Annotated in this window: 19 protein-coding genes and 1 tRNA gene; 10 read left to right on the top strand and 10 right to left on the bottom strand. The window is 64.0% G+C overall.

What is annotated here, in order from left to right:
- Nucleotides 1–50 precede the first annotated feature (50 nt).
- Together EOA49_RS19840 and EOA49_RS19835 are read left to right on the top strand one after the other, a co-directional pair.
- Nucleotides 51–998 (top strand): DUF1624 domain-containing protein, encoded by a 948-nt coding sequence (locus EOA49_RS19840; protein ID WP_245460740.1) that lies wholly within the window; start codon nt 51–53, stop codon nt 996–998.
- A complete protein-coding gene (locus tag EOA49_RS19835; RefSeq protein WP_067329213.1) occupies nt 995–1,474 on the top strand; it encodes an isoprenylcysteine carboxylmethyltransferase family protein in 480 nt (159 codons plus the stop codon). Before EOA49_RS19840 ends, EOA49_RS19835 begins: the two co-directional genes overlap by 4 nt.
- Before the next feature lie 204 nt (nt 1,475–1,678).
- Here EOA49_RS19835 and EOA49_RS19830 read toward each other — a convergent pair whose 3' ends face one another.
- Nucleotides 1,679–2,065 carry a MerR family DNA-binding transcriptional regulator gene (locus EOA49_RS19830; RefSeq protein ID WP_040969921.1) on the bottom strand — a complete coding sequence of 129 codons (387 nt, stop codon included), beginning with the start codon at nt 2,063–2,065 and terminating at the stop codon, nt 1,679–1,681.
- Nucleotides 2,066–2,209: 144 nt separating this feature from the next.
- Entirely contained in the window at nt 2,210–3,628 is a 1,419-nt protein-coding gene (gene mgtE, locus EOA49_RS19825; RefSeq protein WP_067329211.1) for a magnesium transporter, read from the bottom strand.
- 385 nt (nt 3,629–4,013) lie between these two features.
- Between mgtE and EOA49_RS19820 the strand changes: the two genes are divergently transcribed.
- From EOA49_RS19820 to EOA49_RS19790, 7 genes are all read left to right on the top strand, one after another.
- Complete coding sequence (locus EOA49_RS19820) at nt 4,014–4,637, top strand: response regulator transcription factor (RefSeq protein ID WP_127239925.1); 624 nt, start codon at nt 4,014–4,016, stop codon at nt 4,635–4,637.
- A gap of 122 nt (nt 4,638–4,759) precedes the next feature.
- Nucleotides 4,760–5,950 carry an aminotransferase class V-fold PLP-dependent enzyme gene (locus tag EOA49_RS19815; RefSeq protein WP_067329209.1) on the top strand — a complete coding sequence of 397 codons (1,191 nt, stop codon included), beginning with the start codon at nt 4,760–4,762 and terminating at the stop codon, nt 5,948–5,950.
- A gap of 10 nt (nt 5,951–5,960) precedes the next feature.
- Entirely contained in the window at nt 5,961–6,923 is a 963-nt protein-coding gene (locus tag EOA49_RS19810) for a CoA ester lyase (protein WP_127239924.1), read from the top strand.
- A gap of 17 nt (nt 6,924–6,940) precedes the next feature.
- A complete protein-coding gene (locus EOA49_RS19805; RefSeq protein WP_067001218.1) occupies nt 6,941–8,128 on the top strand; it encodes a malate--CoA ligase subunit beta in 1,188 nt (395 codons plus the stop codon).
- Between the two features lie 13 nt (nt 8,129–8,141).
- On the top strand, nt 8,142–9,041 hold the full coding sequence (sucD, locus tag EOA49_RS19800; protein ID WP_067001220.1) for a succinate--CoA ligase subunit alpha: 900 nt from the start codon (nt 8,142–8,144) through the stop codon (nt 9,039–9,041).
- Nucleotides 9,042–9,129: 88 nt separating this feature from the next.
- Entirely contained in the window at nt 9,130–10,098 is a 969-nt protein-coding gene (locus EOA49_RS19795) for a D-glycerate dehydrogenase (protein WP_127239922.1), read from the top strand.
- Between the two features lie 406 nt (nt 10,099–10,504).
- On the top strand, nt 10,505–12,835 hold the full coding sequence (locus tag EOA49_RS19790; RefSeq protein ID WP_245460738.1) for a phosphoenolpyruvate carboxylase: 2,331 nt from the start codon (nt 10,505–10,507) through the stop codon (nt 12,833–12,835).
- Nucleotides 12,836–12,980: 145 nt separating this feature from the next.
- Here the strand turns inward: EOA49_RS19790 and EOA49_RS19785 are convergent.
- Nucleotides 12,981–13,065 (bottom strand) — tRNA-Leu (locus EOA49_RS19785).
- Nucleotides 13,066–13,304: 239 nt separating this feature from the next.
- Here EOA49_RS19785 and lipB point away from each other — a divergent pair.
- On the top strand, nt 13,305–14,048 hold the full coding sequence (gene lipB, locus EOA49_RS19780) for a lipoyl(octanoyl) transferase LipB (protein ID WP_067329200.1): 744 nt from the start codon (nt 13,305–13,307) through the stop codon (nt 14,046–14,048).
- 10 nt (nt 14,049–14,058) lie between these two features.
- On the opposite strand, the gene EOA49_RS19775 is transcribed toward lipB, so the two are convergent.
- From EOA49_RS19775 to EOA49_RS19745, 7 genes are all read right to left on the bottom strand, one after another.
- Nucleotides 14,059–15,309, bottom strand: a complete 1,251-nt coding sequence (locus tag EOA49_RS19775; RefSeq protein ID WP_127239921.1) for an SRPBCC family protein — start codon at nt 15,307–15,309, stop codon at nt 14,059–14,061.
- 495 nt (nt 15,310–15,804) lie between these two features.
- Nucleotides 15,805–16,488 carry an ABC transporter ATP-binding protein gene (locus tag EOA49_RS19770; RefSeq protein WP_206519875.1) on the bottom strand — a complete coding sequence of 228 codons (684 nt, stop codon included), beginning with the start codon at nt 16,486–16,488 and terminating at the stop codon, nt 15,805–15,807.
- On the bottom strand, nt 16,485–17,768 hold the full coding sequence (locus tag EOA49_RS19765; RefSeq protein WP_067001237.1) for a lipoprotein-releasing ABC transporter permease subunit: 1,284 nt from the start codon (nt 17,766–17,768) through the stop codon (nt 16,485–16,487). Before EOA49_RS19765 ends, EOA49_RS19770 begins: the two co-directional genes overlap by 4 nt.
- Complete coding sequence (gene proS, locus EOA49_RS19760; RefSeq protein WP_127243309.1) at nt 17,768–19,093, bottom strand: proline--tRNA ligase; 1,326 nt, start codon at nt 19,091–19,093, stop codon at nt 17,768–17,770. The genes EOA49_RS19765 and proS overlap by 1 nt, the downstream gene beginning before the upstream one ends.
- 577 nt (nt 19,094–19,670) lie before the next feature.
- Nucleotides 19,671–19,955 carry a DUF1467 family protein gene (locus EOA49_RS19755; RefSeq protein WP_067001240.1) on the bottom strand — a complete coding sequence of 95 codons (285 nt, stop codon included), beginning with the start codon at nt 19,953–19,955 and terminating at the stop codon, nt 19,671–19,673.
- Nucleotides 19,952–20,356: a methylmalonyl-CoA epimerase gene (gene mce, locus EOA49_RS19750; RefSeq protein WP_095826197.1), complete on the bottom strand. Its 405-nt coding sequence runs from the start codon at nt 20,354–20,356 to the stop codon at nt 19,952–19,954. The genes EOA49_RS19755 and mce overlap by 4 nt, the downstream gene beginning before the upstream one ends.
- Nucleotides 20,357–20,449: 93 nt before the next feature.
- A partial coding sequence (locus EOA49_RS19745) for a ribonuclease J (RefSeq protein WP_164749252.1) occupies nt 20,450–21,572 on the bottom strand: 1,123 nt, incomplete at its 5' end.

Raw genomic sequence — 21,572 nt, 5'->3', positions numbered from 1 at the left:
CCCTTCAGACGACCGGCGTCGCCGTTCAAGACGCGCCGAAACACGGCCGCATCGTCGCCATCGACGTCCTGCGCGGCATCGCGCTGATCGCGATGGCGAGCTATCATTTCACCTGGGATCTCGAAAACTTCGGCTACACCTCGCCGGGCCTCACCGCCTTTGGTTGGTGGAAGCTCTACGCTCGCTGCATCGCCTCGACTTTTCTGTTCCTGGTCGGTGTCAGCCTTTTCCTCGCACATGGCCGCCATATCCGCTGGCCTGGCTTCTGGAAGCGCTTTGCAATGGTTGCGATTGCGGCGATCGCCATCTCGGTCGTCACCTATATCGCCACGCCGGACGGCTTCATCTTCTTCGGCATCCTGCACGAGATCGCGCTGGCAAGCCTGCTCGGCCTGGCTTTTCTCAGGCTGCCGACATTGCTGACGGCGATCGTCGCCGCGGCCGTGATTGCGGCGCCCTATTATCTGCGGTCGGAAGTCTTCGACCATCCGGCGCTGTGGTGGGTCGGACTGTCGCCGACCAACCCGCGCTCGAACGACTATGTGCCGCTGTTTCCATGGTTCGGCGCAGTGCTTGCCGGCATCGCGGTCGTCAAGCTCGCTTCGGCATCCGGGCTTCTCGCCCGGCTGGCGACCTGGATGCCCGGCCGCTGGTCGACCCCGCTGACTTTTATCGGCCGGCACAGCCTCGCCTTCTATCTCATCCACCAGCCGCTTCTGTTCGGCGCGGTGTGGCTGTTCTCGCAGGTCATGCCGGCCGCGCCACAAGACAAGGACGCTGGTTTCCTGTCGGCTTGCCAGGCGCAGTGCGAACAGCAACGGGACAGCAAGTTCTGTTCCAGCTATTGTGGCTGCATGCTGGACACGCTGAAGGGCGAAGGGTCTCTCGACAAGCTCTACAGCAACGACCAGTCCAGCGCCTGGAAATCGCATCTGGCCGATCTGGCGAGCACTTGTACCGCCGCGACCGAGGACGAGATGGAAGGAGGGCAGCAATGACAGGCATCGCAAAGCCCGGACACGGGATCATCCCCTGGCCACCTGTGATCTATGTCGTGGCGATCGCACTGAGCGTCGTGCTCGGCATGCTCTACCCGCTGCCCTGGATCGGGGACATATTCGGCGCTATCCTCGTCGGCGCCGGCTGGGTAGCGCTCTTTGGCGTGGCAGCGCTCTGGGTTACCGCGATCCGCGCGATGGTGCGCGCCAGGACGACGCTCAATCCCAATGCCGAGCCCGACCATCTGGTGACATCGGGGCCCTTCGGCATCACCCGCAACCCAATGTATCTCGCCAATACGCTGCTGTTGATCGGCGTCTCCTTCATCACCGGTATCGTATGGTTCCTGCTGTTTGCCTTCCTCGCTGCCTTCGCGACGCAGAAAATGGCGATCGAGAAGGAGGAAAAGATACTGGCGGCAAAGTTCGGCAAGAAATACCGCGATTACGCCAAGCGGGTCCGGCGCTGGATCTGAGGCTGTATCGACAATGAAGGTTGCTGGGTGCGAGCAGGCCCGCACCTCGGCGATTAGCAGAAGCATCCGTGACATCCTAGGGCGAAGCAAGCCGCGACGCCGCTTCGCGGCTGCTCCGCCGTGGGACGACGAAGTTCGAAAGCTCCGGCCAATCTCGAACGTCTGCGACGGTTAGCCTAGCTAAATTCTTTGGCTGTCAGCGGGCTACGTGTTCACGCCCAGCTCCGCCAACCGCTCCACGCAGGACTCCTCGGCCTGGTCGAGCTCGGCAAGCGTCTCCTCGAGGTCGCGCCGTTTCTGGCGCAGGTCCTCGCGCTTTTCCTCGATGCGCTTGATCATCAGCTTGAGCTGGCCGACCTCGCCGGGCGGTTCCTTGTACATCTGGATGATTTCGCGGATCTCGGCGATCGAGAAGCCGAGCCGCTTGCCGCGCATGATCTGGCGGATCAGATGCCGGTCGGACGGGCGAAACAGCCGCGTGCGCCCGCGCCGGATCGGCTGCACCAGCCCCTCGTCCTCATAGAACCGCAACGTCCGGGTGGACACGTCGAATTCGCGCGTCAGCTCTGTGATCGTGTAATATTCCCGCATTCTCGCTCCCACGCCCAAACGTCCAGGCATCGCCACGCAGAAGCGTCGCCCTTTCTCCCATCAACCCCGTCTGTGCCGGAATCGGCATCTGACCCCAGGGCAACGTCGCACGGCATTTACGTAAAAGTCAATTATAGCACTGTCTCAGGGAACGCCAAACCACCACGTGGCCAATCCGAGGAATGCAAAGAAGCCGACGCAGTCGGTGACGGTCGTGACGAAGACGGCGGAGGCTACCGCCGGGTCGATCTTGAAGCGGTCGAGCAGCAGCGGGATGAGAATGCCTGCCAGGGCCGCCGCGAACATGTTGATGATCATCGCCGCCGCGATAATGCCGCCCAGGTTGGGGTCGTGGAACCACAGTCCAGCAACCATGCCGATCAGCACCGCAAAGACGATGCCGTTGATGAAGCCCACTCCCACCTCACGGCGGATGATCCGGGCGGCGTTGTAGATGTCCAGATCCCTGGTCGCCAGCGCCCGCACCGTGACGGTCATCGTCTGCGAGCCGGCATTGCCGCCCATGCCGGCAACGATCGGCATCAGCACAGCGAGCGCCACGATATGCTCGATGGTCTGGTCGAACAGGCCAATCACCGAGGCCGCGAGAAACGCCGTGACCAGATTGACGAGCAGCCACGGCACACGCGATCGCGAGGTCGCAAGCACGGTGTCGGATAGCTCTTCGTCGCCGACGCCGCCCATGCGCAGAAGGTCCTCCTCTGCCTCCTGCTGGATGACGTCGACCACGTCGTCGATGGTGAGCACGCCGACCAGACGCTCGTTCTCGTCGACCACGGCGGCCGAGAGCAGGTCGTACTGCTCGAATTCCCGCGCCGCCTCTTCCTGGTCCATGGTGGCGGGGATGGCATGGCGCGTCTCATGCATCACCTCCTCGACCTTCACCGCGCGCTTGGTGCGCAGGATCTGGTCGAGATCGATGGCACCGAGCAGTTTGAAGCTCGGGTCGATGACGAAGATCTGGCTGAAGCGATCGGGAAGGTTCTTGTCCTCGCGCATGTAGTCGATCGTCTGGCCGATGGTCCAAAACGGCGGCACGGCGACGAACTCGGTCTGCATGCGCCGGCCGGCCGTCTCTTCCGGATAGTCGAGCGCGCGCCGCAGCCGGATGCGCTCGGTGAACGGCAGTTGCGACAGGATCTCGTCCTGGTCCTCCTGGTCGAGGTCTTCCAGGATGTAGACGGCGTCGTCGGAATCGAGTTCCTGCACCGCCTGCGCGATCTGTTCGTTGGGCAAATTGTCGACGATGTCGAGCCGGATCGCCTCGTCGACCTCGGTCAGCGCCGAAAAGTCGAAATCCGAGCCAAGCAATTCGACCAGTGCGCGGCGCTGCTCGGGATGGAGTGCTTCCAGCAGATCGCCGAGTTCCGACTGATGCAGGTCGTCGACTTCGCGTTTTAAGATGAGCGTGTCGCGATCGGCGATGGCCGCGCCGATCTGCGCAAGGAAGGCAGAACGGACGGCGCCGTCCTCGCCATAGATGTCGGCGCCGCCTTCCTCGACGGTCCTGGCGCCGGTCGTCTCTCTGTCCTGGCCTTCCACCAGCGCCTCCCGCCAACAGCAATCCGGAAAGGGTGTGAATCAGGTCTAGAGCATGAGCCCGAAAAGTGGAAACCGCATTTCGGGAAATCCGATGCTTATGCGGCAGATAGGGTCGAGACACGATTCGTCCTGAGAAAATATAGCCGTAGCGCGCGGAATACTCAGAGAAATGTCCCCGCGACGCCTCCCGGTAAAGGCGGGTCGCGCCGCATTTGCGGGGTCAGCCGCCGCGACAGCGCATGTCGCTGCGGAAAGAGCGCCCTTTTGCTGTTGGGGCAGAATTGCCATGATGCAGGTCCAGGTGGATCGGCAAGATCGACAGGACAATCGGCAGGCCTTGAACCTCAAGTCCCGGAAAACGAACGAAGCAGTTGGCGAGCAGCGCGTGCGTGTTATCGTCGCCGAGCGCAATCCGCTTGTCGTGTCTGCGCTTCGCGAGATGCTGGAATGCGACGGGCGTTTCGAGCTGTTGAGCTCCGTGCCGAGCGGCAAGCAATTCCTGGAATTGACGGCGAACACCAGGTTCGACGTCGCCGTCATCGGCTGGAAGCTCGCCGACATGGATGGCGCCGATGTCCTGGCGGAAATCCAGAACCGCAAGCTCGACCTGCGCATCACGGTCTTTTCCAATGATCATGACATCGGCATCCTGAAGCAGTGCGTGCGGCTCGGCGCCCAGGGCTATTGCTTTCAGTTCGACGATCCCTCGATCATATTCGAGACGATCCTGGCGGTCGCGCATGGGCGGATCTGCATCCCTTACATCGACATCAACAAGGTCAACGATACGCCGCTGTCGCAACTCACCGTGCGCGAGCGCGAATTGCTTGCGGTGCTTTCCGATGGCTGGACCAATCTCCAGATCGCGACCCGCACCGGGATCTCCGAGAACACGGTGAAGTACCATCTCAAAAATCTTTACGACAAGCTTGACGTGCGCAACCGCGCCATGGCTGTCGCGCTCTATGCCAACGAGAAGCGACGCGGCTCCAAATCGCCTTTCGGGTAGGCGGATCGGGTAGGCTCGACCTACCCACGCGTGGCGACAACTTACCCGGCAAGGTGTTGTCGCTCGGCGCCATCGACATGAAACTTCCTCCAGCATCCCAAAAACGCAGGAGGAGTTTGCGCATGGCCGGGTTTACCCATCTTTTCATCCCTGGACCCACCAACATTCCTGAAGAGGTCCGGCAGGCGATGAACCTGCCGATGGAAGACATGCGCGCCGCCTCCTTCCCCAATCTCACGCTCCCGCTGTTCGAGGACATCAAGAAGGTTTTCAAGAACGAGACCGGCCGCGTCTTCATCTATCCGTCGTCCGGCACCGGCGCCTGGGAGGCGGCGATGACCAACGTGCTCAACCCGGGCGACCGGGTGCTTATGTCGCGCTTCGGCCAGTTCTCGCATCTGTGGGTCGACATGGCCGAGCGCCTCGGCTTCGACGTCGACGTCATCGATTGTGAATGGGGAACCGGCGTCCCGCTCGACCTCTATGCCGAAAGGCTGCGGGCGGACAAGGCGCACCAGATCAAGGCGGTCTTCTGCACGCAAAACGAGACCGCCACCGGCGTTACCAGCGACGTCGCCGGCTGTCGCGCGGTGCTCGATGCAGTGAACCACCCAGCGCTCCTCTTCGTCGACGGCGTCTCGTCGATCGGCTCGATCGACTTCCGTCAGGAGGAATGGCGCGTCGACTGCGCGGTAAGCGGCTCGCAGAAAGGTTTCATGCTGCCCGCCGGCCTCGGCTTCCTGTCGGTCAGCAAGAAGGCGCTGGCGGCGTCGCGAGTCGCGACCCACCGGCGCTGCTACTTCTCCTTCGATGACATGATCCGCGCCAACGACGCCGGCTATTTCCCCTACACACCCGCCACGCAGCTGCTGCGCGGCCTGCGCGCCTCGCTCGACCTGATCGCCGAGGAAGGGCTAGACAACATCTTCGCCCGCCACCATCGCCTCGCCGAAGGCGTGCGCAAGGCGGTCGACGCTTGGGGGTTGAAGCTGTGCGCCAAGGCGCCGCAATGGCACTCCGATACGGTGAGCGCGATCCTGGTGCCGGAAGGCATCGACAGCGGCGACGTGGTCAAGCGTGCCTACCGCACCTATCAGACATCGCTCGGCGGCGGCCTAAACAAGGTCTTCGGCAAGGTCTTCCGCATCGGCCATCTCGGCTGGCTGAACGAGGTGATGGTCTGCGCCTCGCTGTCGGCGGCCGAAATGGCGCTGCTTGATTGCGGCGTGCGCCTGGCGCCGGGCTCGGGCGTGGCGGCTGCGATCGAGCATTTCCGGCGCACGGCCGCAATGCCGGTCGCCGAGGCGGCGTGAGGAACGGACGATGAGCCACACCATCAACCACCTCAAGAAGCTCAGGCTCCAGCGCAGCGAGCTGGCGGTTCCCGGCTCCAGCCCGGAAATGATCGACAAGGCGGCGAACAGCGCCGCCGACTTCGTCTTCCTCGACATCGAGGACGCGGTGGCGCCGCCCGACAAGGAGCGCGCGCGCAAGAACATCATCCAGGCGCTGAACGACATCGATTGGCGCGCCAAGGGCAAGACCGTGTCGGTGCGCATCAACGGCCTCGACACCCACTACATGTACCGCGACGTGGTCGACGTCATGGAACAGGCCGGCGACCGGCTGGACACTATCCTAGTGCCGAAGGTCGGCGTGCCGGCGGACCTCTATATGGTCGAGGCCATGGTCAACCAGATTGAGATGGCCAAGGGTTTCAAGACCCGGGTCGGTCTCGAAGCGCTGATCGAAACCGCGCTCGGCATGGCCAATGTCGAGGCGATCGCCGCCACGCCCGGCCGGCTCGAAGCGATGCATTTCGGCGTCGCCGATTACGCCGCCAGCAACAAGGCGCGCACCGTCAACATCGGCGGCCTCAACCCTGACTATCCCGGCGATCAGTGGCATTTCGCCCTGTCGCGCATGACTGTCGCCTGCCGCGCCTATGGCTTGCGCGCCATCGACGGACCGTTCGGCGATTTCTCCGACCCCGAAGGTTACACAGCAGCCGCCAGGCGCGCCGCCGCACTCGGCATCGAAGGCAAATGGGCGATCCATCCTTCGCAGATCGCTCTGGCCAACGACGTCTTCTCGCCGCCGGAAAAGGAGGTCACGCGCGCCCGCCGCATCCTTGAGGTGCTCAAGGAAGCGGAGGCGCTCGGCAAGGGCGCGGCGGCGCTCGACGGCAAGATGATCGACGCTGCCTCGGAGCGCATGGCGCGCAATGTTCTGGTGGTGAGCGAGGCGATCGAGCGCGCCAGCCAGACGCATAGCGCAGCGCATTAGATTACCGGGAGGACAAGATGGACATTCACGAATACCAGGCCAAGGAACTGCTCGCCCGTCATGGCGTGCACGTGCCACGCGGCGGCCTTGCCTACAGCCCCGAGCAGGCGACCTACCGGGCGCGCGAGATCGGCGGCTCGAAATGGGTGCTGAAGGCGCAGGTCCATTCCGGCGCGCGCGGCAAAGCCGGCGGCATCAAGCTCTGCTCCAACGACGAGGAGATATCCAACGCCGCTGAGGGAATGCTCGGCCGCAAGCTGGTCACCCAGCAGACCGGCCCGCGCGGCAAGCTGATCTCGCGCCTCTATCTTGAGGAAGCCGTCGACATCGCGCAGGAGCTCTATCTCGGCTTCGTGCTCGACCGGAAGGAAGAGCGCGTCATGATCGTGGCATCGGCCGCCGGCGGCATGGAGATCGAGGACATCTCCGAAAAGAAGCCGGATTCCATCATCCGCGCCACCGTCGATCCGGGCGTCGGCATGCAAGGCTTCCAGGCGCGCGAGATCGCCTTCGGCCTCGGACTTGAAAGCAATCTGATCGGCAAGGCGACCGAGACCATCCTCGGCTGCTACCAGGTGTTCCGCGACTACGACGCCTCGATGCTGGAGATCAATCCGCTGGTGGTGACCCGCGACGGCAGCCTCGTCGCGCTCGACGCCAAAATGTCGTTCGACGAGAACGCGCTGTTCCGCCGCCCGGAAATCTCGGAACTGCGCGACAAGAGCCAGGAAGACCCGCGCGAGACTTTTGCGAGCGATCGCGGTCTCTCCTATGTCGGGCTGGACGGCAATATCGGCTGCATCATCAACGGCGCAGGCCTTGCCATGGCGACGATGGACATGATCAAGATCGCCGGCGGCGAACCGGCCAATTTCCTCGACATCGGCGGCGGCGCTTCGCCCGAGCGGGTGGCGAAATCCTTCCGCGCCGTGCTCGGCGACAAGAATGTCGAGACCATCCTGGTCAACATCTTCGCCGGCATCAACCGGTGTGACTGGGTCGCCGAAGGCGTCATCAAGGCGATCCGCGAGGTCGGCGTCGACGTGCCGCTGGTGGTGCGCCTCTCCGGCACCAAGGTCGAGGAAGGACGCAAGATCCTGGCCGACTCCGGCGAGGCGGTGATCGTCGCCGACACGCTGGCCGAAGCCGCCGAAAAGGCCGTCGCCGCCTGGCGCGAAGCCACCAAGAACAAGAAAGCAGCCTGAGGGAGGTCGAGAAATGGCAATCCTGCTCAACCGCAGCACGCGCGTCATCGTCCAGGGTTTCACCGGCAAGATCGGCAGCTTCCACGCCGACGACATGAAGCGCTACGGCACCAAGCTGGTCGGCGGCGTCACCCCCGGCAAAGGCGGCCAGACGCATCTCGGCCTGCCCGTCTTCAACACCGTCAAGGGTGCTGTGCGCGAGACCCGCGCCGAGGCGAGCATCGTCTTCGTGCCGCCGCCCTTCGCCGCCGATTCGATCATGGAGGCGGCGGACGCCGGCATTAAGCTTTGCGTCTGCATCACCGACGGCATCCCCTCCCAGGACATGATGCAGGTGAAGCGCTACATGCGCCGATACCGCTTCGAAGACCGCATGCGGCTCGTCGGCCCGAACTGCGCCGGCGTCATCACGCCCGGACAGGCGCTGATGGGCATCATGCCCGGCAGCATCTATCTCCCCGGACGCGTCGGCATCGTCGGGCGCTCGGGCACGCTGGGCTACGAGGCCGCCTCGCAGATGAAGGCGTTGGGGATCGGTGTGTCGACCAGCGTCGGTATCGGCGGCGATCCGATCAATGGTTCGTCCTTCAAGGATATCCTTCAGCTCTTCGAGCGCGACGAGGACACCGACGCTGTGGTGATGATCGGCGAGATCGGCGGACCACAGGAAGCCGAAGCCGCGATCTGGGCGCGCGACAACATGCGAAAGCCGCTGATCGCCTACATCGCCGGGCTCTCGGCGCCGAAGGGCCGCCGCATGGGCCATGCCGGCGCCATCATCTCCGCCTTCGGCGAGTCGGCGCAGGAAAAGGTCGAGATCCTGAAGGATGCCGGCGTCGTCATCGTGCCGACTCCTGCCTCCTTCGGCGAGGTCGTGGCCGACACGCTGGCGCGGACCAAGAAGGCGGCGTGACGGCCGGGCCACGGCCGCATAGTCCACAAAATGTGAAGTCTGGGCCGCCGCAAACGTCGCGGCGGCCCGTCGATCAGCAGGAAACTCGATGAAACCGCGTTTGATTGTCACCCGCAGATGGCCGGCGGCTGTCGAAGCGATCCTCGCCGAACGCTTCGACACGACGTTCAACGACAGCGACGAGCCGCTGAGCCCTGCCGCGATGACTTCCGCCTTCGCGCATTTCGACGCGATCCTGGCGACGGTCAGCGACCGCTTGCCGGTTGCTGTATTTCCCGAGAACGCCGCCCGCACCCGCATCATCGCCAATTTCGGCGTCGGCTTCAGCCATATCGATGTCGCGGCAGCCCGCGACCGCGACATCGTGGTGACCAACACGCCTGGCGTGCTGACGGATTGCACCGCCGACCTTGCACTTAGCCTGATGCTGGCCGTCGCGCGCCGGACCGGCGAAGGCGAGCGGCAGCTGCGAGCCGGAGAGTGGCGAGGCTGGTCGCCGACCCACATGGCCGGGGCAAAAGTGTCGGGCAAGACCTTGGGTATTGTCGGCATGGGGCGCATCGGCAAAGCGACGGCCAGGCGCGCGCATTTCGGCTTCGGCATGAAGATCGTATTCTTCAACCGGTCGCCGGTCGATGATGACGAGACGCGCGCTATGGGCGCGGAGCAGTTGCCGACTTTGGACGATGTGCTTACGGCATCCGATTTCGTCTCGCTGCACTGTCCGGGCGGCGCGGAAAACCGCCATCTCATCGATGCTCGAAGCCTGGGGTTGATGAAACGCGGCGCCTTCCTGATCAACACCGCGCGCGGCGACGTCGTCGACCAGGATGCCCTGATCGGTGCACTGCAACGGCGCGAGATCGCAGGTGCAGGTCTCGACGTCTTTGCCGACGAGCCCGCCGTTCCGGAAGCGCTGAAGCAGTTGGAGAACGTCGTGCTGTTGCCGCATCTCGGCAGCGCGACCGAGGAAACGCGGGTGGCGATGGGCATGAAGGTGGTGGAGAACCTGACCGCCTTCTTCGAGGGCCGCCCCGTCCCCGATCGGGTCGCCTGACAGCCGGCGCCGCCCTCCATTCAAGGCGCTGCTGCAGTTGCAATCGATGCAGCCGAGGAAAGCGGTTTGGAACAGAGCAGACGCATCAAATTTCGCGAGGACGAGCGCAGCCTCCTGTTGCGCCTGCTGCTTCAGGTCGCAAGCGCTCGTGAGCCCGAGGTCGCCGCCGTTCTGAGCGGGCGTCGGTCGCTTGTCTCTCTCGCCGCGGAACAGCGCATCCCGGCGCTTCAGGCGAGCGGCGTGTGGTTCCAGTTGCTGACGATTGCCGACGAGTTGCTTGCCATGCGGGCGCGGCGCGAACTCGAACAAGGCGCGGGCGCCGACGAGGTGCCCGGGTCTTTCGCCAGCGTGGTCGCGCAGATGGCGGCGAACGGCCGCTCGGCGGGGGAAGTCCAGGCCACGCTCGATGAGCTATGTGTCGGGCCGCCCCACGGAGGCCAAGCGCGTCACGGTGCTGGAGATCCATCGCCGCATCTATCGCAAGCTGACCGAGCTCGACCAGTCGCGCTGGGCGCCGCGCGAACGCGACCTGTTGGTCGCCGATCTGGAAAGCGAGATCGAGCTTCTGTGGATGACGGGCGAGCTGCGACTTGAGCGCCCGACGGTCGAGGGCGAAATCGCCTGGGGCCTGCACTTCTTTCGCGAGGTCATCTTCGAGGCAACGCCGCAGCTCTACGGCAAGCTTCAAGGCGCGTTCGAGCGCCACTATCCGGGAGAGCCGATCAGAATCCCGTCCTTCATGCGCTATGCCTCGTGGATCGGCGGCGACCGCGACGGCAATCCGAATGTGACGGCCGCAGTCACCGCTCATGCCCTGGCCGAATACCGCAATACTGCCATGGGCTGGTATCTGACGCAGGTGCAGCGGCTGGTGACGGTGCTCAGCGCCAGCTCCAACGTCATCGACCTGCCGCCGGGCTTCAAGCCGGTGCTGCAAACGGCGCTTGATAAAAGCGGACAGGCGCAAGCGATTGCCGCCCGCAACCCCGATGAACCGCTTCGCCAATTCGCTTCGGCCATGCTTGCCCGGCTGGCGGCGACGCGCGACGGCGGCACGGCGGCATATCTCTCGGCGGAAGCGTTTCGTGCCGATCTCAACGCACTGTCTTCCGTTCTCGAAGCGATCGGTGGGCGCGCGGTCGCCAGGCGCTTCGTCCAGCCTCTCATCTGGCAAGCCGGAAGCTTCGGCTTCCGTACGGTCTCGCTCGACATCCGGCAGAACTCCACGGTCGTCAACCGGGTGCTGGCCGAGCTGTTTGCGCTGACAGACCCGGCCGACCCGGTCTCACCCGGCACGCCGCGATGGTCGGCGCACCTCCGCTCAAGCCTCAGCCAGGGCGAGCAACCGGAGATCGACGCAGGCCGGCTCTCGCCTGAGGCGGCCGAACTGCTTTCGACATTCTCTGTCATCGCCAGGCACAATTCGGGTGCGGATGCCGACGCCGTTGGCTCGTTCGTGCTCAGCATGACCCGCTCGGCCGACGACCTGCTCGCGGTCTATCTGCTGGCGCAATATTGCGGACTTTCGACCGCCCCTGGTAGTAGCGGCACGATCAGGCTGCGCATCGTGCCATTGTTCGAGACCATCGCCGATCTGCAGGCCGCTCCTGCCGTCCTGAATGATTTGCTCGGCGTTTCGCTGGTGCGGCGGACTGTGCGCGATTTTGGCGCGCGCCAGGAAATCATGCTTGGCTATTCGGATTCCAACAAGGACGGCGGCTTCCTCGCCTCCAATTGGGAACTGGCGAAAGCACAAAAGCGCCTTGCCGCGATCGGGCGCAAGCACAAGGTCAGGATCAGTTTCTTTCACGGTCGCGGCGGCTCCGTCAGCCGTGGCGGCGCGCCGACCGGCCGGGCGATCGCGGCGCAGCCGGCGGGCACTGTCGCCGGCAGGATGCGGGTAACCGAGCAGGGCGAGGTCGTTTCTTCGAAATTCGCCAATCGCGGCACCGGCCTCAACCAGCTCGAGGTTCTCGCCGCCGGCGTTCTGGCCCACAGTGTCGGATCGCCCGCTGATGTCGGGCCGAAGGAAACGCCGGAGTTCGACGAAGCGCTCGAGGCTCTGGCGGGCATGTCGCAGGCATCCTATGCCCGGTTGATGGCCGAGCCCGGCTTCCTCGATTATTTCAACCAGGCGAGCCCCGTTGCGGAACTGGCGCTGCTGAAGATGGGCTCACGGCCGGATCGCCGTTTCGGCGCCAGCGGCATTGCCGACCTGCGCGCCATTCCATGGGTGTTCGCCTGGAGCCAGAACCGTCATCTGTTGACCGGCTGGTATGGCATCGGCAGCGCGCTGAACGCCTTTGTCACGGTGCGCGGCGAGGCCGGGCGCGAGCTTCTGGCCCGCATGTTCGAGCGCTCGCGCTTCTTCCGTCTGATCGTCGACGAGGCCGAGAAGACGCTCTACCAGTCCGACATGGAGATCGCGCAGCTCTACGCCGGCCTGGTAGCCGACGCCGATGCAGCTTGGCGAATCTACGGCCGCATCGGAGCCGAATACGAGCTGACGCGACGCCTGATCGGTGACCTCACCGGCGGCGATCTTTCCGCGCGCTTTCCGATGTTCAAGCGGCGTTTCGACAATCTGGGGCGACAGATGGACGACATCCACCGCCTGCAGGTCGATCTGCTGCGCGAGGTTCGGACCAGTCCCGGCACGGCGGATCGAAGGCGGACGACCGACGCCCTGCTCGTCTCGATCAATTGCATCTCGGCCGGCCTCGGCTGGACGGGATAGGCCCGGTTTTTTTCAGAACGGAAGGGCTTGAAACCCAAAGCGGCGGCGCGGTCCGCAGGATCTGGCGCCGCTTTTGTTTTGGCCCGCAGAACGTCGGACGCGCCGCCTCACGGGCTCATCCAAGCAGTGCCTTTTTGGGGGAGAATGGTGCGGTCGAGAAGACTCGAACTTCCACGGGTTGCCCCACAGCGACCTCAACGCTGCGCGTCTACCAATTCCGCCACGACCGCACGTGGTAGGAGCCGGAACCGTCCGGCCCGGGGCCTGTAGCAAATCGTTTCCGGCGAAACAAGGGTGCCGTGCGGAATATTCGCTAATGCATGTCGCCCAAAAGTGCATGACGGTTTTGGAGAACGACATGCATCAGACAAAGCTCCTGGCGCAATGCTCCACAGCCTCGACACGGGCCGGCCGAAACTGGACGTTTCAGCCAATTGCCGCCATATGAGGGGAGCATCGAGAAAGTTCCATGACAGAACGCAGCCAGATCGCCACGTCGTTCCTGCCCCTTCCCGGTTCGGCGCCGGTCGAGTGGGTCATCGAGCCCGGCCTGACGTCTTATCCCGACGCGCTCGCCTTCATGGAATCGCGCGCCGAGGCCATCCGCAATGGCGCTGCCGGCGAGATGGTCTGGCTGGTCGAGCATCCGCCGCTCTACACCGCCGGCACCAGCGCCCGTATCGAGGACCTCATCGACCCTGACCGCTTTCCCGTCTTCGCCGCAGGACGCGGCGGCGAATACACCTATCACGGCCCCGGCCAGCGCGTGGCCTATGTCATGCTCGACTTGAAGCGCCGGCGCGAGGATGTCCGCGCCTTCGTCGCCGCGCTCGAAGAGTGGATCATCGGCACGCTTGCCGCCTTCAACGTGCGCGGCGAGCGCCGCGAGGATCGCGTCGGCGTCTGGGTGGTGCGGCCGGATCGCCCTGCCATGCCTGACGGCAGGCCCGCCGAGGACAAGATCGCCGCCATCGGCATCAGGCTCAGGCGCTGGATAAGCTTTCACGGCATTGCCATCAATGTCGAGCCGGAGCTTTCCCACTTCGGTGGCATCGTGCCCTGCGGCGTTTCGGACCATGGCGTGACCAGCCTCGTCGATCTCGGCCTTCCGGTCACCATGGCCGATCTCGATCTCGCGCTGAAATCCGCCTTCGAGGACGTGTTCGGGCCTGCCGCGGCCCCGGTCGCCGAGCCGGCCCGAAAGGCAGGGTAATCCGGCGCGGCTACATCAGTTGCGCGGAGGCCCAGAGCACGCCATAACCGTGAATGGAAAAGACCGCCAGCAGCGCGCCGGCCATGGCCAGGCGATCGAAGGCGTGGATCGGCTTCAGCTCGTGACGCGGTTTCACGCCGCTGCCGACCGTGAGCAGGCTGAGGACCGAGAACACCGCGCCGGCGACGAGCAGAAAGCTTGGCGAGAAGCCGGCGCGCCAGCCGAGCGCCAGCAACGCGAACAGCAGCAGGAAGGAGGCCAGCGCCAGCGCGATCGGGCCCGGGCAGATTTGGCGCAGCACTTGGCCGCCGTCGAACTTCCACACCGGCACCAGATTGGCGATGTTGAACAGCGACGCGCAGCCGGCAAGCGTCGCCAGCAGCACTGCCGCCGGGCGGTGTCCTTCACTGCCGGCAAGGCCGCTGGCGGCGATCAGCAGAGGCACCAGGAAAGCGGAGAAGCCCGCACCCATCAGCGCCACGAAGGCGACCTCGAAGCGGCTGTCATACGGCCTGCCGCCCATGGCGATACCGCCGAGCAACGGAATGAAGATCATGCGCACCCGGCGATGCCCCGTCAGGCGGAATGCCGCCATGTGGCCAAGCTCGTGCAGCGCCACCACCGAAGTTAGGATGACAGCCAGCGCCAGTCCCCCGAGGTTGAGGCCGAAGAACGGCCACAGGATGAAGGCCGAAAGCACGGCAAAGCCTATCTGGCTCACCGGATGCTCGAACCAGCCGCCCCTGCGATACGTTCCGGTTCTCGCCCAGACCTGCAACTTGGCGAGCTCGCGGCGCATGGCGAAGTAGCGGAAGATCAGGAAGGCGACACCGCGATAGCGGTCGGTTTGCGTGAGCGTAACGCGCGTCGCATCGCCTTCGGGCGCGAGCGCGGTGGTTTCGCGATAGTCGGCCCAGAACGAGGGATCGAGAGCCGTGTCCTCAACGACTCGCATCGAGAAACGGCTGCCTTCCACCACATCGTCGAGCCGCGCCTTGCGTTCGATCGGCCGCCCGTCGCGCCCTTCCCAGGACAGTTTGATCAGCGCCGTCCCCTCGCCGTCCAGCGGTTCGACGGAAAGGATTTCACCCGACCAGCCGGCGTCGCTGCCGAACGGCCACAGCGCCTGCCACAGGCGATTCCGGTCAGCCTCGATCACGCGGCTGACCGTAACCGTGCGCAGCCCGAGCGGCACCGTCATCAAGAGAAAGATCAGTCCGAGATTTCCGGCCACGAGTGTGACCGTGGCGATGACCGACACTGCCCTTGCTCCCTGTTTTTGCGAGCCAAGCTAGCGGGGGTGCGGCCAAGAAAAGCTTAACAATGGGCGAGCTCGTGCCCGTCCCAAACAGAGAGCGGACCCTTCGTCCGCCCAAGGGGGCGGCCGCCAGCCGCCTGCTCACATGGCGCCAATCCAGATCGCCATGGAAATGAGAAAGGTGCTCATGCAGACCAGCGAGACGACATCCTGAACCAGATCGGCCATAACTCTCTCCTGTTATTAATATGTTCGCAATTTGTTCTAATTTTGTTCGAATGTCAACGATCAGCCGAGAGGCATGCTGGCGAATTCAGGCGATCCGTTTGCGCACGGTTAAGGAAAGGTTGACGAGACGATAGGCTCTTTTTGAGCGCGCGGAGGGCAAGTCGAGATCGGGCAGAGCCGAGGATAGTAAGTTCCGAGGACCGGAGACGGCGGTACTGTACGCGTAAGAAACTGCGGTCGAGGCCGGCCTCAGCCTACTATCGGCTTGCCTTAAAGCGGCACCACCTTGCCTTCTGCCAGCGTCACCCGCCGGTCCATGCGCCCGGCGAGCTCGTGATTGTGGGTGGCGATCAGCGCCGCCAGCCCCGACTGCCTGACCAGCGCCTCCAGCGCATCGAACACGTAGGAGGCGGTGGCCGGGTCGAGATTGCCGGTAGGTTCGTCGGCCAGCAGCACCAGCGGCGCATTGGCGACCGCGCGCGCGATCGCCACGCGCTGCTGCTCGCCGCCGGATAGCTCGGCCGGCCGGTGCTGCGCCCGCTTGCCGATCTGCATGTAGTCGAGAAGCTGCGCCGCCCGCTCGGATGCCTCCTTGCGGCCGAGCCCCTTGATCAGCTGCGGCATCATGATGTTTTCGAGCGCGGTGAACTCCGGCAGCAGATGATGGAACTGGTAGACGAAGCCGACATCGTTGCGGCGGATAGCCGTGCGCTCGTCATCCGACAGCCGGCCACAGGCGCGGCCGCTGAGGATCACGTCGCCGGCGTCCGGCCGCTCGAGCAGCCCCGCCGTATGCAGCAGCGTCGACTTGCCGGTGCCCGACGGCGCCACCAGCGCCACCATCTCGCCACGCCTAAGCGAGAAGTCAGCGCCGTTCAGAATGGTCAGCTTGCGCGGCCCCTGGACATAGTGCCGCTCGACGCCCTTAAGCTCGATAATGGCTTCGGCCATCACTCGTACCTCAAGGCTTCGACCGGATCGAGCCGGGCTGCGCGCCAAGCCGGAAACACCGTGGCCAGGAAAGACAGGGTGAGCGCCATGATGACGACATAGGTGGTCTCGCGCGGGTCCATCTTCGCAGGCAACTGGCTGAGGAAATAGAGCTCGGGATTGAACAGGATCCTGCCGGTCATCCAGGAGAAGAACTGGCGGATCGATTCGATGTTGAGGCAGATGACGACGCCGAGCAGCACGCCGGCGATGGTGCCGGTGACCCCGATCGCAGCCCCCGTCATCAGGAAAATGCGCAGGATCGCGCCGCGCGACGCGCCCATGGTGCGCAGGATCGCGATGTCGTGCCCCTTGTCCTTCACCAGCATGATGAGGCCGGAGATGATGTTGAGCGCCGCCACCAGCACGATCAGCGTGAGAATCATGAACATGACGTTGCGCTCGACCTGCAGCGCCGAGAAGAAGGTCTCGTTGCGCTGGCGCCAGTCTACGAGGTCGACCGGCCGCTGCGCCGCCTGCTCGACCAACGGCTTCAGCGCATCCACATTGTCCGGATTGTCGACATAGATCTCGATGGTCTGCGCCCGTCCGTCCATGTTGAAATAGAGCTGGGCTTCCGAAAACGGCATGTAGACGATCGAGCTGTCATATTCCGACATGCCGACCTCGAAGATCGCCGCCACCTTGTAGCCCTTCATGCGCGGCGTGGTGCCAAGCGGGGTAACGTCGCCTTCGGGTGAGATCAGCGTGATGGTGTCGCCGAGCACCAGCCCGAGATTCTCGGCCATGCGCTTGCCGATCGCCACGCCATCGCCGGTGTCGAAACCGTCGAGCGTGCCCTGCTTGATGTTGCTGGACACAATCGAGATCTTGTTGAGATCCTCGGCGCGAATGCCGCGCACCAGCGCGCCGGTGCCGCCGCCGACATTGCCTTGCGCCAGCACCTGCCCGTCGATCAGCGGGATGGCGTATTTGACGCCGGCAACGCCGTTGATGCGGCTCGCCACCTGCGCATAGTCCTCCAGCGGCGAATCGAGCGGCTGCACGATCAGATGGCCGTTGACGCCGAGGATGCGGGTGAGCAGCTCGGCGCGAAAACCGTTCATCACCGCCATGACGACGATCAGCGTGGCGACGCCCAGCATGATGCCGAGGAACGAGATCGAGGCGATGACTGAGATCACCGTCTCCTTGCGCCGCGAACGCAGGTAGCGCCACGCCACCATGCGCTCGAAGCCTGAAAAGGCGCCTGCCGGCGATCGAGCTGCAGCCGCCTCGCCCATTACGCGATACCCAGGCGTTTCTGGGCCTCCGCGATCGGCAGCGTCTCGCGCTCGCCGCTCCGGCGGTTCTTGATCTCGACCTCGCCGCTAGCCACCCCGCGCGGTCCGACGATCACCTGCCAGGGCAGGCCGATCAGGTCGGCGGTTGCGAACTTGCCGCCCGGCCGCTGGTCGGTGTCGTCATAAAGCACGTCCTTGCCGGCCGAGGTCAGCGCTGCGTAGAGCTCGTCGCAGACGCGGTCGCATTCGGCGTCGCCGACCTTCATGTTGATCAGACCGATATCGAACGGCGCGACCGCTTCCGGCCAAATGATGCCGTTCTCATCATGGCTTGCCTCGATGATCGCCGCGACCAGCCGCGACGGGCCGATGCCGTAGGAACCGCCCGAAGCATAATGGTCCTTGCCATCGGGACCGGTGACCTTCGCGTTCATCGGCTTGGAATACTTCTCGCCGAAATGGAAGATATGGCCGACCTCGATGCCGCGCGCCGAGAGCCTCTCGCCTTCGGGCACCTTCTCCCATGCCGCTTCGTCATGCATCTCGTCGGTGGCGGCATAAGGAGTCGTCCATTTCGTCACGATGCCGCCGATCTCGGCATCGTTGGAGAAGTTCGTATCCGCGCTGGGCACGTCGAGCGACAGATAGGCGCGATCGCAGAACACCTGGCTCTCGCCGGTCTCGGCCAGGATGATGAACTCGTGGCTGAGGTCGCCGCCGATCGGGCCGGTATCGGCCCGCATCGGAATGGCCTGCAGGCCCATGCGCGTGAACGTCCTCAAGTATGAGACGAACATGCGGTTATAGGCGGCTCTGGCGCCTTCAAAATCGAGATCGAAGGAGTAAGCGTCCTTCATCAGGAACTCGCGCGAGCGCATCACGCCGAAGCGGGGGCGCACCTCGTCGCGGAACTTCCACTGGATGTGATAGAGGTTTAGCGGCAGGTCCTTGTAGGACTTGACGTAGGCGCGGAAGATCTCGGTGACCATTTCCTCATTGGTCGGACCATAGAGCATGTCGCGGTCCTGCCGGTCCTTAATGCGCAGCATCTCCTTGCCGTAGTCATTGTAACGGCCGCTCTCGCGCCACAGATCCGCCGACTGGATCGTGGGCATCAGGATTTCCAGCGCGCCGGCTCGATTCTGCTCCTCGCGGATGATCTGGCAGACCTTGTCCAGCACGCGCTTGCCGAGCGGTAGCCAGGAGAAGCTGCCCTGCCCCTGCTGGCGGATCATGCCGGCGCGCAGCATCAGCCGATGCGAGACGATTTCGGCCTCACGGGGGTTTTCTTTCAGAATGGGCAGGAAGTAGCGCGACAAACGCATGGACTGGTCCGTTGAATGAAAAAATGGCGGCGCGGGGAATCGGCGCAACCGAGGCTGCTTGCCCGGGCTTCATAGCCATTTCATGACCGAATGGAAACCCGAGCGCTCCAAAGTGTTGCGGCGTTCTGCGCATGATCAAAAGGGCCCGTTTTGGCCACCAAAGTGCCGCATATGGCCTTTTGATCGATTCACAAGCAAGCCCTGCCCCACTATTGTGCAGTGCAGCACGATATTGCCTATTTGGGGGCAAAATTCTTCGTGACATTTTCACCTGCCTTGGTCTAGTGTGCGCCGATAACCGAGAGGGCGGAGAAAAATCTGCTCTCCTACGCGGTCAAAGTCTTGGGAGGATGCGATCTAGGCGCGGTTACTCGCTGCCGCCGGACACCGGAAACAGATCGGACGCGTTTAAATTGCAAGGCCTCGTGCCTTGCATTTTTTTTGTGCAATCATCTGCTTAGGACGACGACCTGCCAAACAGCATTATGCTGCGTTAGCCCTCAAAATCGGAAGTCGGTTTCCGATTTCAACCAGCACGGGCGCGGGTTGATCAATACTTGCGGAACTGTGCAGGGCGCTAGCGGCCGGCAGTATGAGTAAAGTCCGGCACGATGTGCGGGATGTCGTCGAAGCCGAAGCCGAGCCCCCTTGTCAGGCCGTAGAAAATGCCGATCACGATCGCGGTGACGACCGTCGTGCGGATCGCCGCGCGCAGCATGTGCGGTCCCTTCGGCGCGCTCGACACCGTGCCGAGCGTCACGTCCTTGTCCTCATCCTGGGTGCGCAGGCTGAACGGCAGCACCGCGAACAGCACCAGCCACCAGGTGACGAAGAACAGTGCGACAAAGGAAACCCAGTTCATGCCTGCTCCAATTCGACCAGCGTGCCGAAGAAGTCCTTGGGATGCAGGAACAGCACCGGCTTGCCATGCGCGCCGATCTTCGGATTGCCGTCGCCGAGAACACGCGCGCCGCTCGCCTTGAGATGGTCGCGCGCGACGAGGATATCGTCGACCTCGTAGCAGACATGATGCATGCCGCCCGACGGGTTCTTCGCGAGGAAAGCCGCGATCGGTGAAGCGTCGCCCAGCGGCTCCAGCAGCTCGATCTTGGTGTTGCCGACATCGACGAACACAACCGTGACGCCATGTTCCGGCAGCGCCTGCGGCTCGCTCAGCCGAGCGCCCAGCGTATCGCGATACGCAGCTGTCGCCGCAGCCAGGTTCGGCACGGCAAGCGCGACATGATTTAGGCGTCCGAGCATAAGCGCTCCGAAAGTTAGGGGAGTAGGGGGGTAGGAAAAACTCCGAGCTATTTGCTATTCCCTACTCCCTTATTCCCGTACTCCCCTACTCCCTTATCTAGTGACAAACACCGTCACCAGCGGCTTCTTGCCCCAGGCTTCGTTGGCGGCGCCGCGGACGGCGCGGCGCACGGCCTCCTGCACAAGGTCGAGGTCTTTTCTGCGCTGGCGGGGGATCGAGTCCACCGCGCCGATTGCCGCATCGAGCATCAGGTCCTCTAGCGTCTCGCCGCTGGCATCGGCCTCGGCGACGCCGATCGCCACCAGATCGGGATCGCCGGCTAGCTCGTATTTCTCGTCGAGCACGACGTTGACCGCGACATGCCCGGCATAGGACAGCTTGCGCCGGTCGCGTATGCCCATCGCCTGGTCGGTTCCGATCAAGTATCCATCCTTGTAGAGGCGGCCGAACGGCACCTGGTCGATGATCGTGGCCGGACCGGGCCAGAGCCTCAGCATATCGCCGTCGCGCACCTGTGCCACGTGGCCGATGCCCGACATCGACATCAGCGAGCCCTGCGCCACCAGATGCGCCGCCTCGCCGTGCACCGGCACGCCGATCTGCGGCCGCACCCATTCATACATCTTCCGCAATTCGCTGCGGCGCGGATGGCCGGAGACATGCACCAGCGCGTCGCCGTCCTCGATGATCTTCATGCCGAGGTCGATCAGCCGGTTCTTGATCTCCAGGATCGCCTTCTCGTTGCCGGGAATGGTGCGCGAGGAAAACACCACCGTGTCGCCGGCCGTCAGCGCCACCGACTTCATCTCGTCGCGCGAAAGCTTCGCAAGTGCGGCCAGCGGCTCGCCCTGGCTGCCGGTGCAGATGACCACCAGATTCTCGCGCGGGATATAGCCGTAATCCTCCTCGGCAATGAATTCCGGCAGGCCGTCCATGTAGCCGAGTTCGGTCGCGACATCGATCACGCGCTTCAGCGAGCGGCCGAGCACAAGGCACTGGCGGCCGGCGTCCCGCGCAGCCTTGGCGATCGAAACGATGCGCCCGACATTGGAGGAAAAGGTGGTGACCGCGACGCGGCCCTTGGCGTTTTCGATGACGCCTTTCAGGCCCTCGCCGACCGCCACTTCCGACGGCGACTCCCCTTCCCGCAGCGCATTGGTGGAATCGCAGATCAGCGCCAGCACGCCCTTGTCGCCATAAGCGCGGAAGCGCGCC

It is taken from the genome of Mesorhizobium sp. M1A.F.Ca.IN.020.04.1.1, from assembly GCF_003997315.1.
GTDB lineage: Bacteria > Pseudomonadota > Alphaproteobacteria > Rhizobiales > Rhizobiaceae > Mesorhizobium.
This window is presented reverse-complemented; position numbering and strand designations above follow the sequence as displayed.

What these genes read in the sequence shown, in the direction of transcription:
- EOA49_RS19835 (WP_067329213.1), top strand. Translation starts at nt 995, where the DNA reads ATGACAGGCATCGCAAAGCCCGGACACGGGATCATCCCCTGGCCACCT.
- EOA49_RS19830 (WP_040969921.1), bottom strand. Translation starts at nt 2,065, where the DNA reads ATGCGGGAATATTACACGATCACAGAGCTGACGCGCGAATTCGACGTG.
- EOA49_RS19815 (WP_067329209.1), top strand. Translation starts at nt 4,760, where the DNA reads ATGGCCGGGTTTACCCATCTTTTCATCCCTGGACCCACCAACATTCCT.
- EOA49_RS19810 (WP_127239924.1), top strand. Translation starts at nt 5,961, where the DNA reads ATGAGCCACACCATCAACCACCTCAAGAAGCTCAGGCTCCAGCGCAGC.
- EOA49_RS19805 (WP_067001218.1), top strand. Translation starts at nt 6,941, where the DNA reads ATGGACATTCACGAATACCAGGCCAAGGAACTGCTCGCCCGTCATGGC.
- sucD (WP_067001220.1), top strand. Translation starts at nt 8,142, where the DNA reads ATGGCAATCCTGCTCAACCGCAGCACGCGCGTCATCGTCCAGGGTTTC.
- EOA49_RS19795 (WP_127239922.1), top strand. Translation starts at nt 9,130, where the DNA reads ATGAAACCGCGTTTGATTGTCACCCGCAGATGGCCGGCGGCTGTCGAA.
- EOA49_RS19790 (WP_245460738.1), top strand. Translation starts at nt 10,505, where the DNA reads ATGAGCTATGTGTCGGGCCGCCCCACGGAGGCCAAGCGCGTCACGGTG.
- lipB (WP_067329200.1), top strand. Translation starts at nt 13,305, where the DNA reads ATGACAGAACGCAGCCAGATCGCCACGTCGTTCCTGCCCCTTCCCGGT.
- EOA49_RS19765 (WP_067001237.1), bottom strand. Translation starts at nt 17,768, where the DNA reads ATGGGCGAGGCGGCTGCAGCTCGATCGCCGGCAGGCGCCTTTTCAGGC.
- proS (WP_127243309.1), bottom strand. Translation starts at nt 19,093, where the DNA reads ATGCGTTTGTCGCGCTACTTCCTGCCCATTCTGAAAGAAAACCCCCGT.
- EOA49_RS19755 (WP_067001240.1), bottom strand. Translation starts at nt 19,955, where the DNA reads ATGAACTGGGTTTCCTTTGTCGCACTGTTCTTCGTCACCTGGTGGCTG.
- mce (WP_095826197.1), bottom strand. Translation starts at nt 20,356, where the DNA reads ATGCTCGGACGCCTAAATCATGTCGCGCTTGCCGTGCCGAACCTGGCT.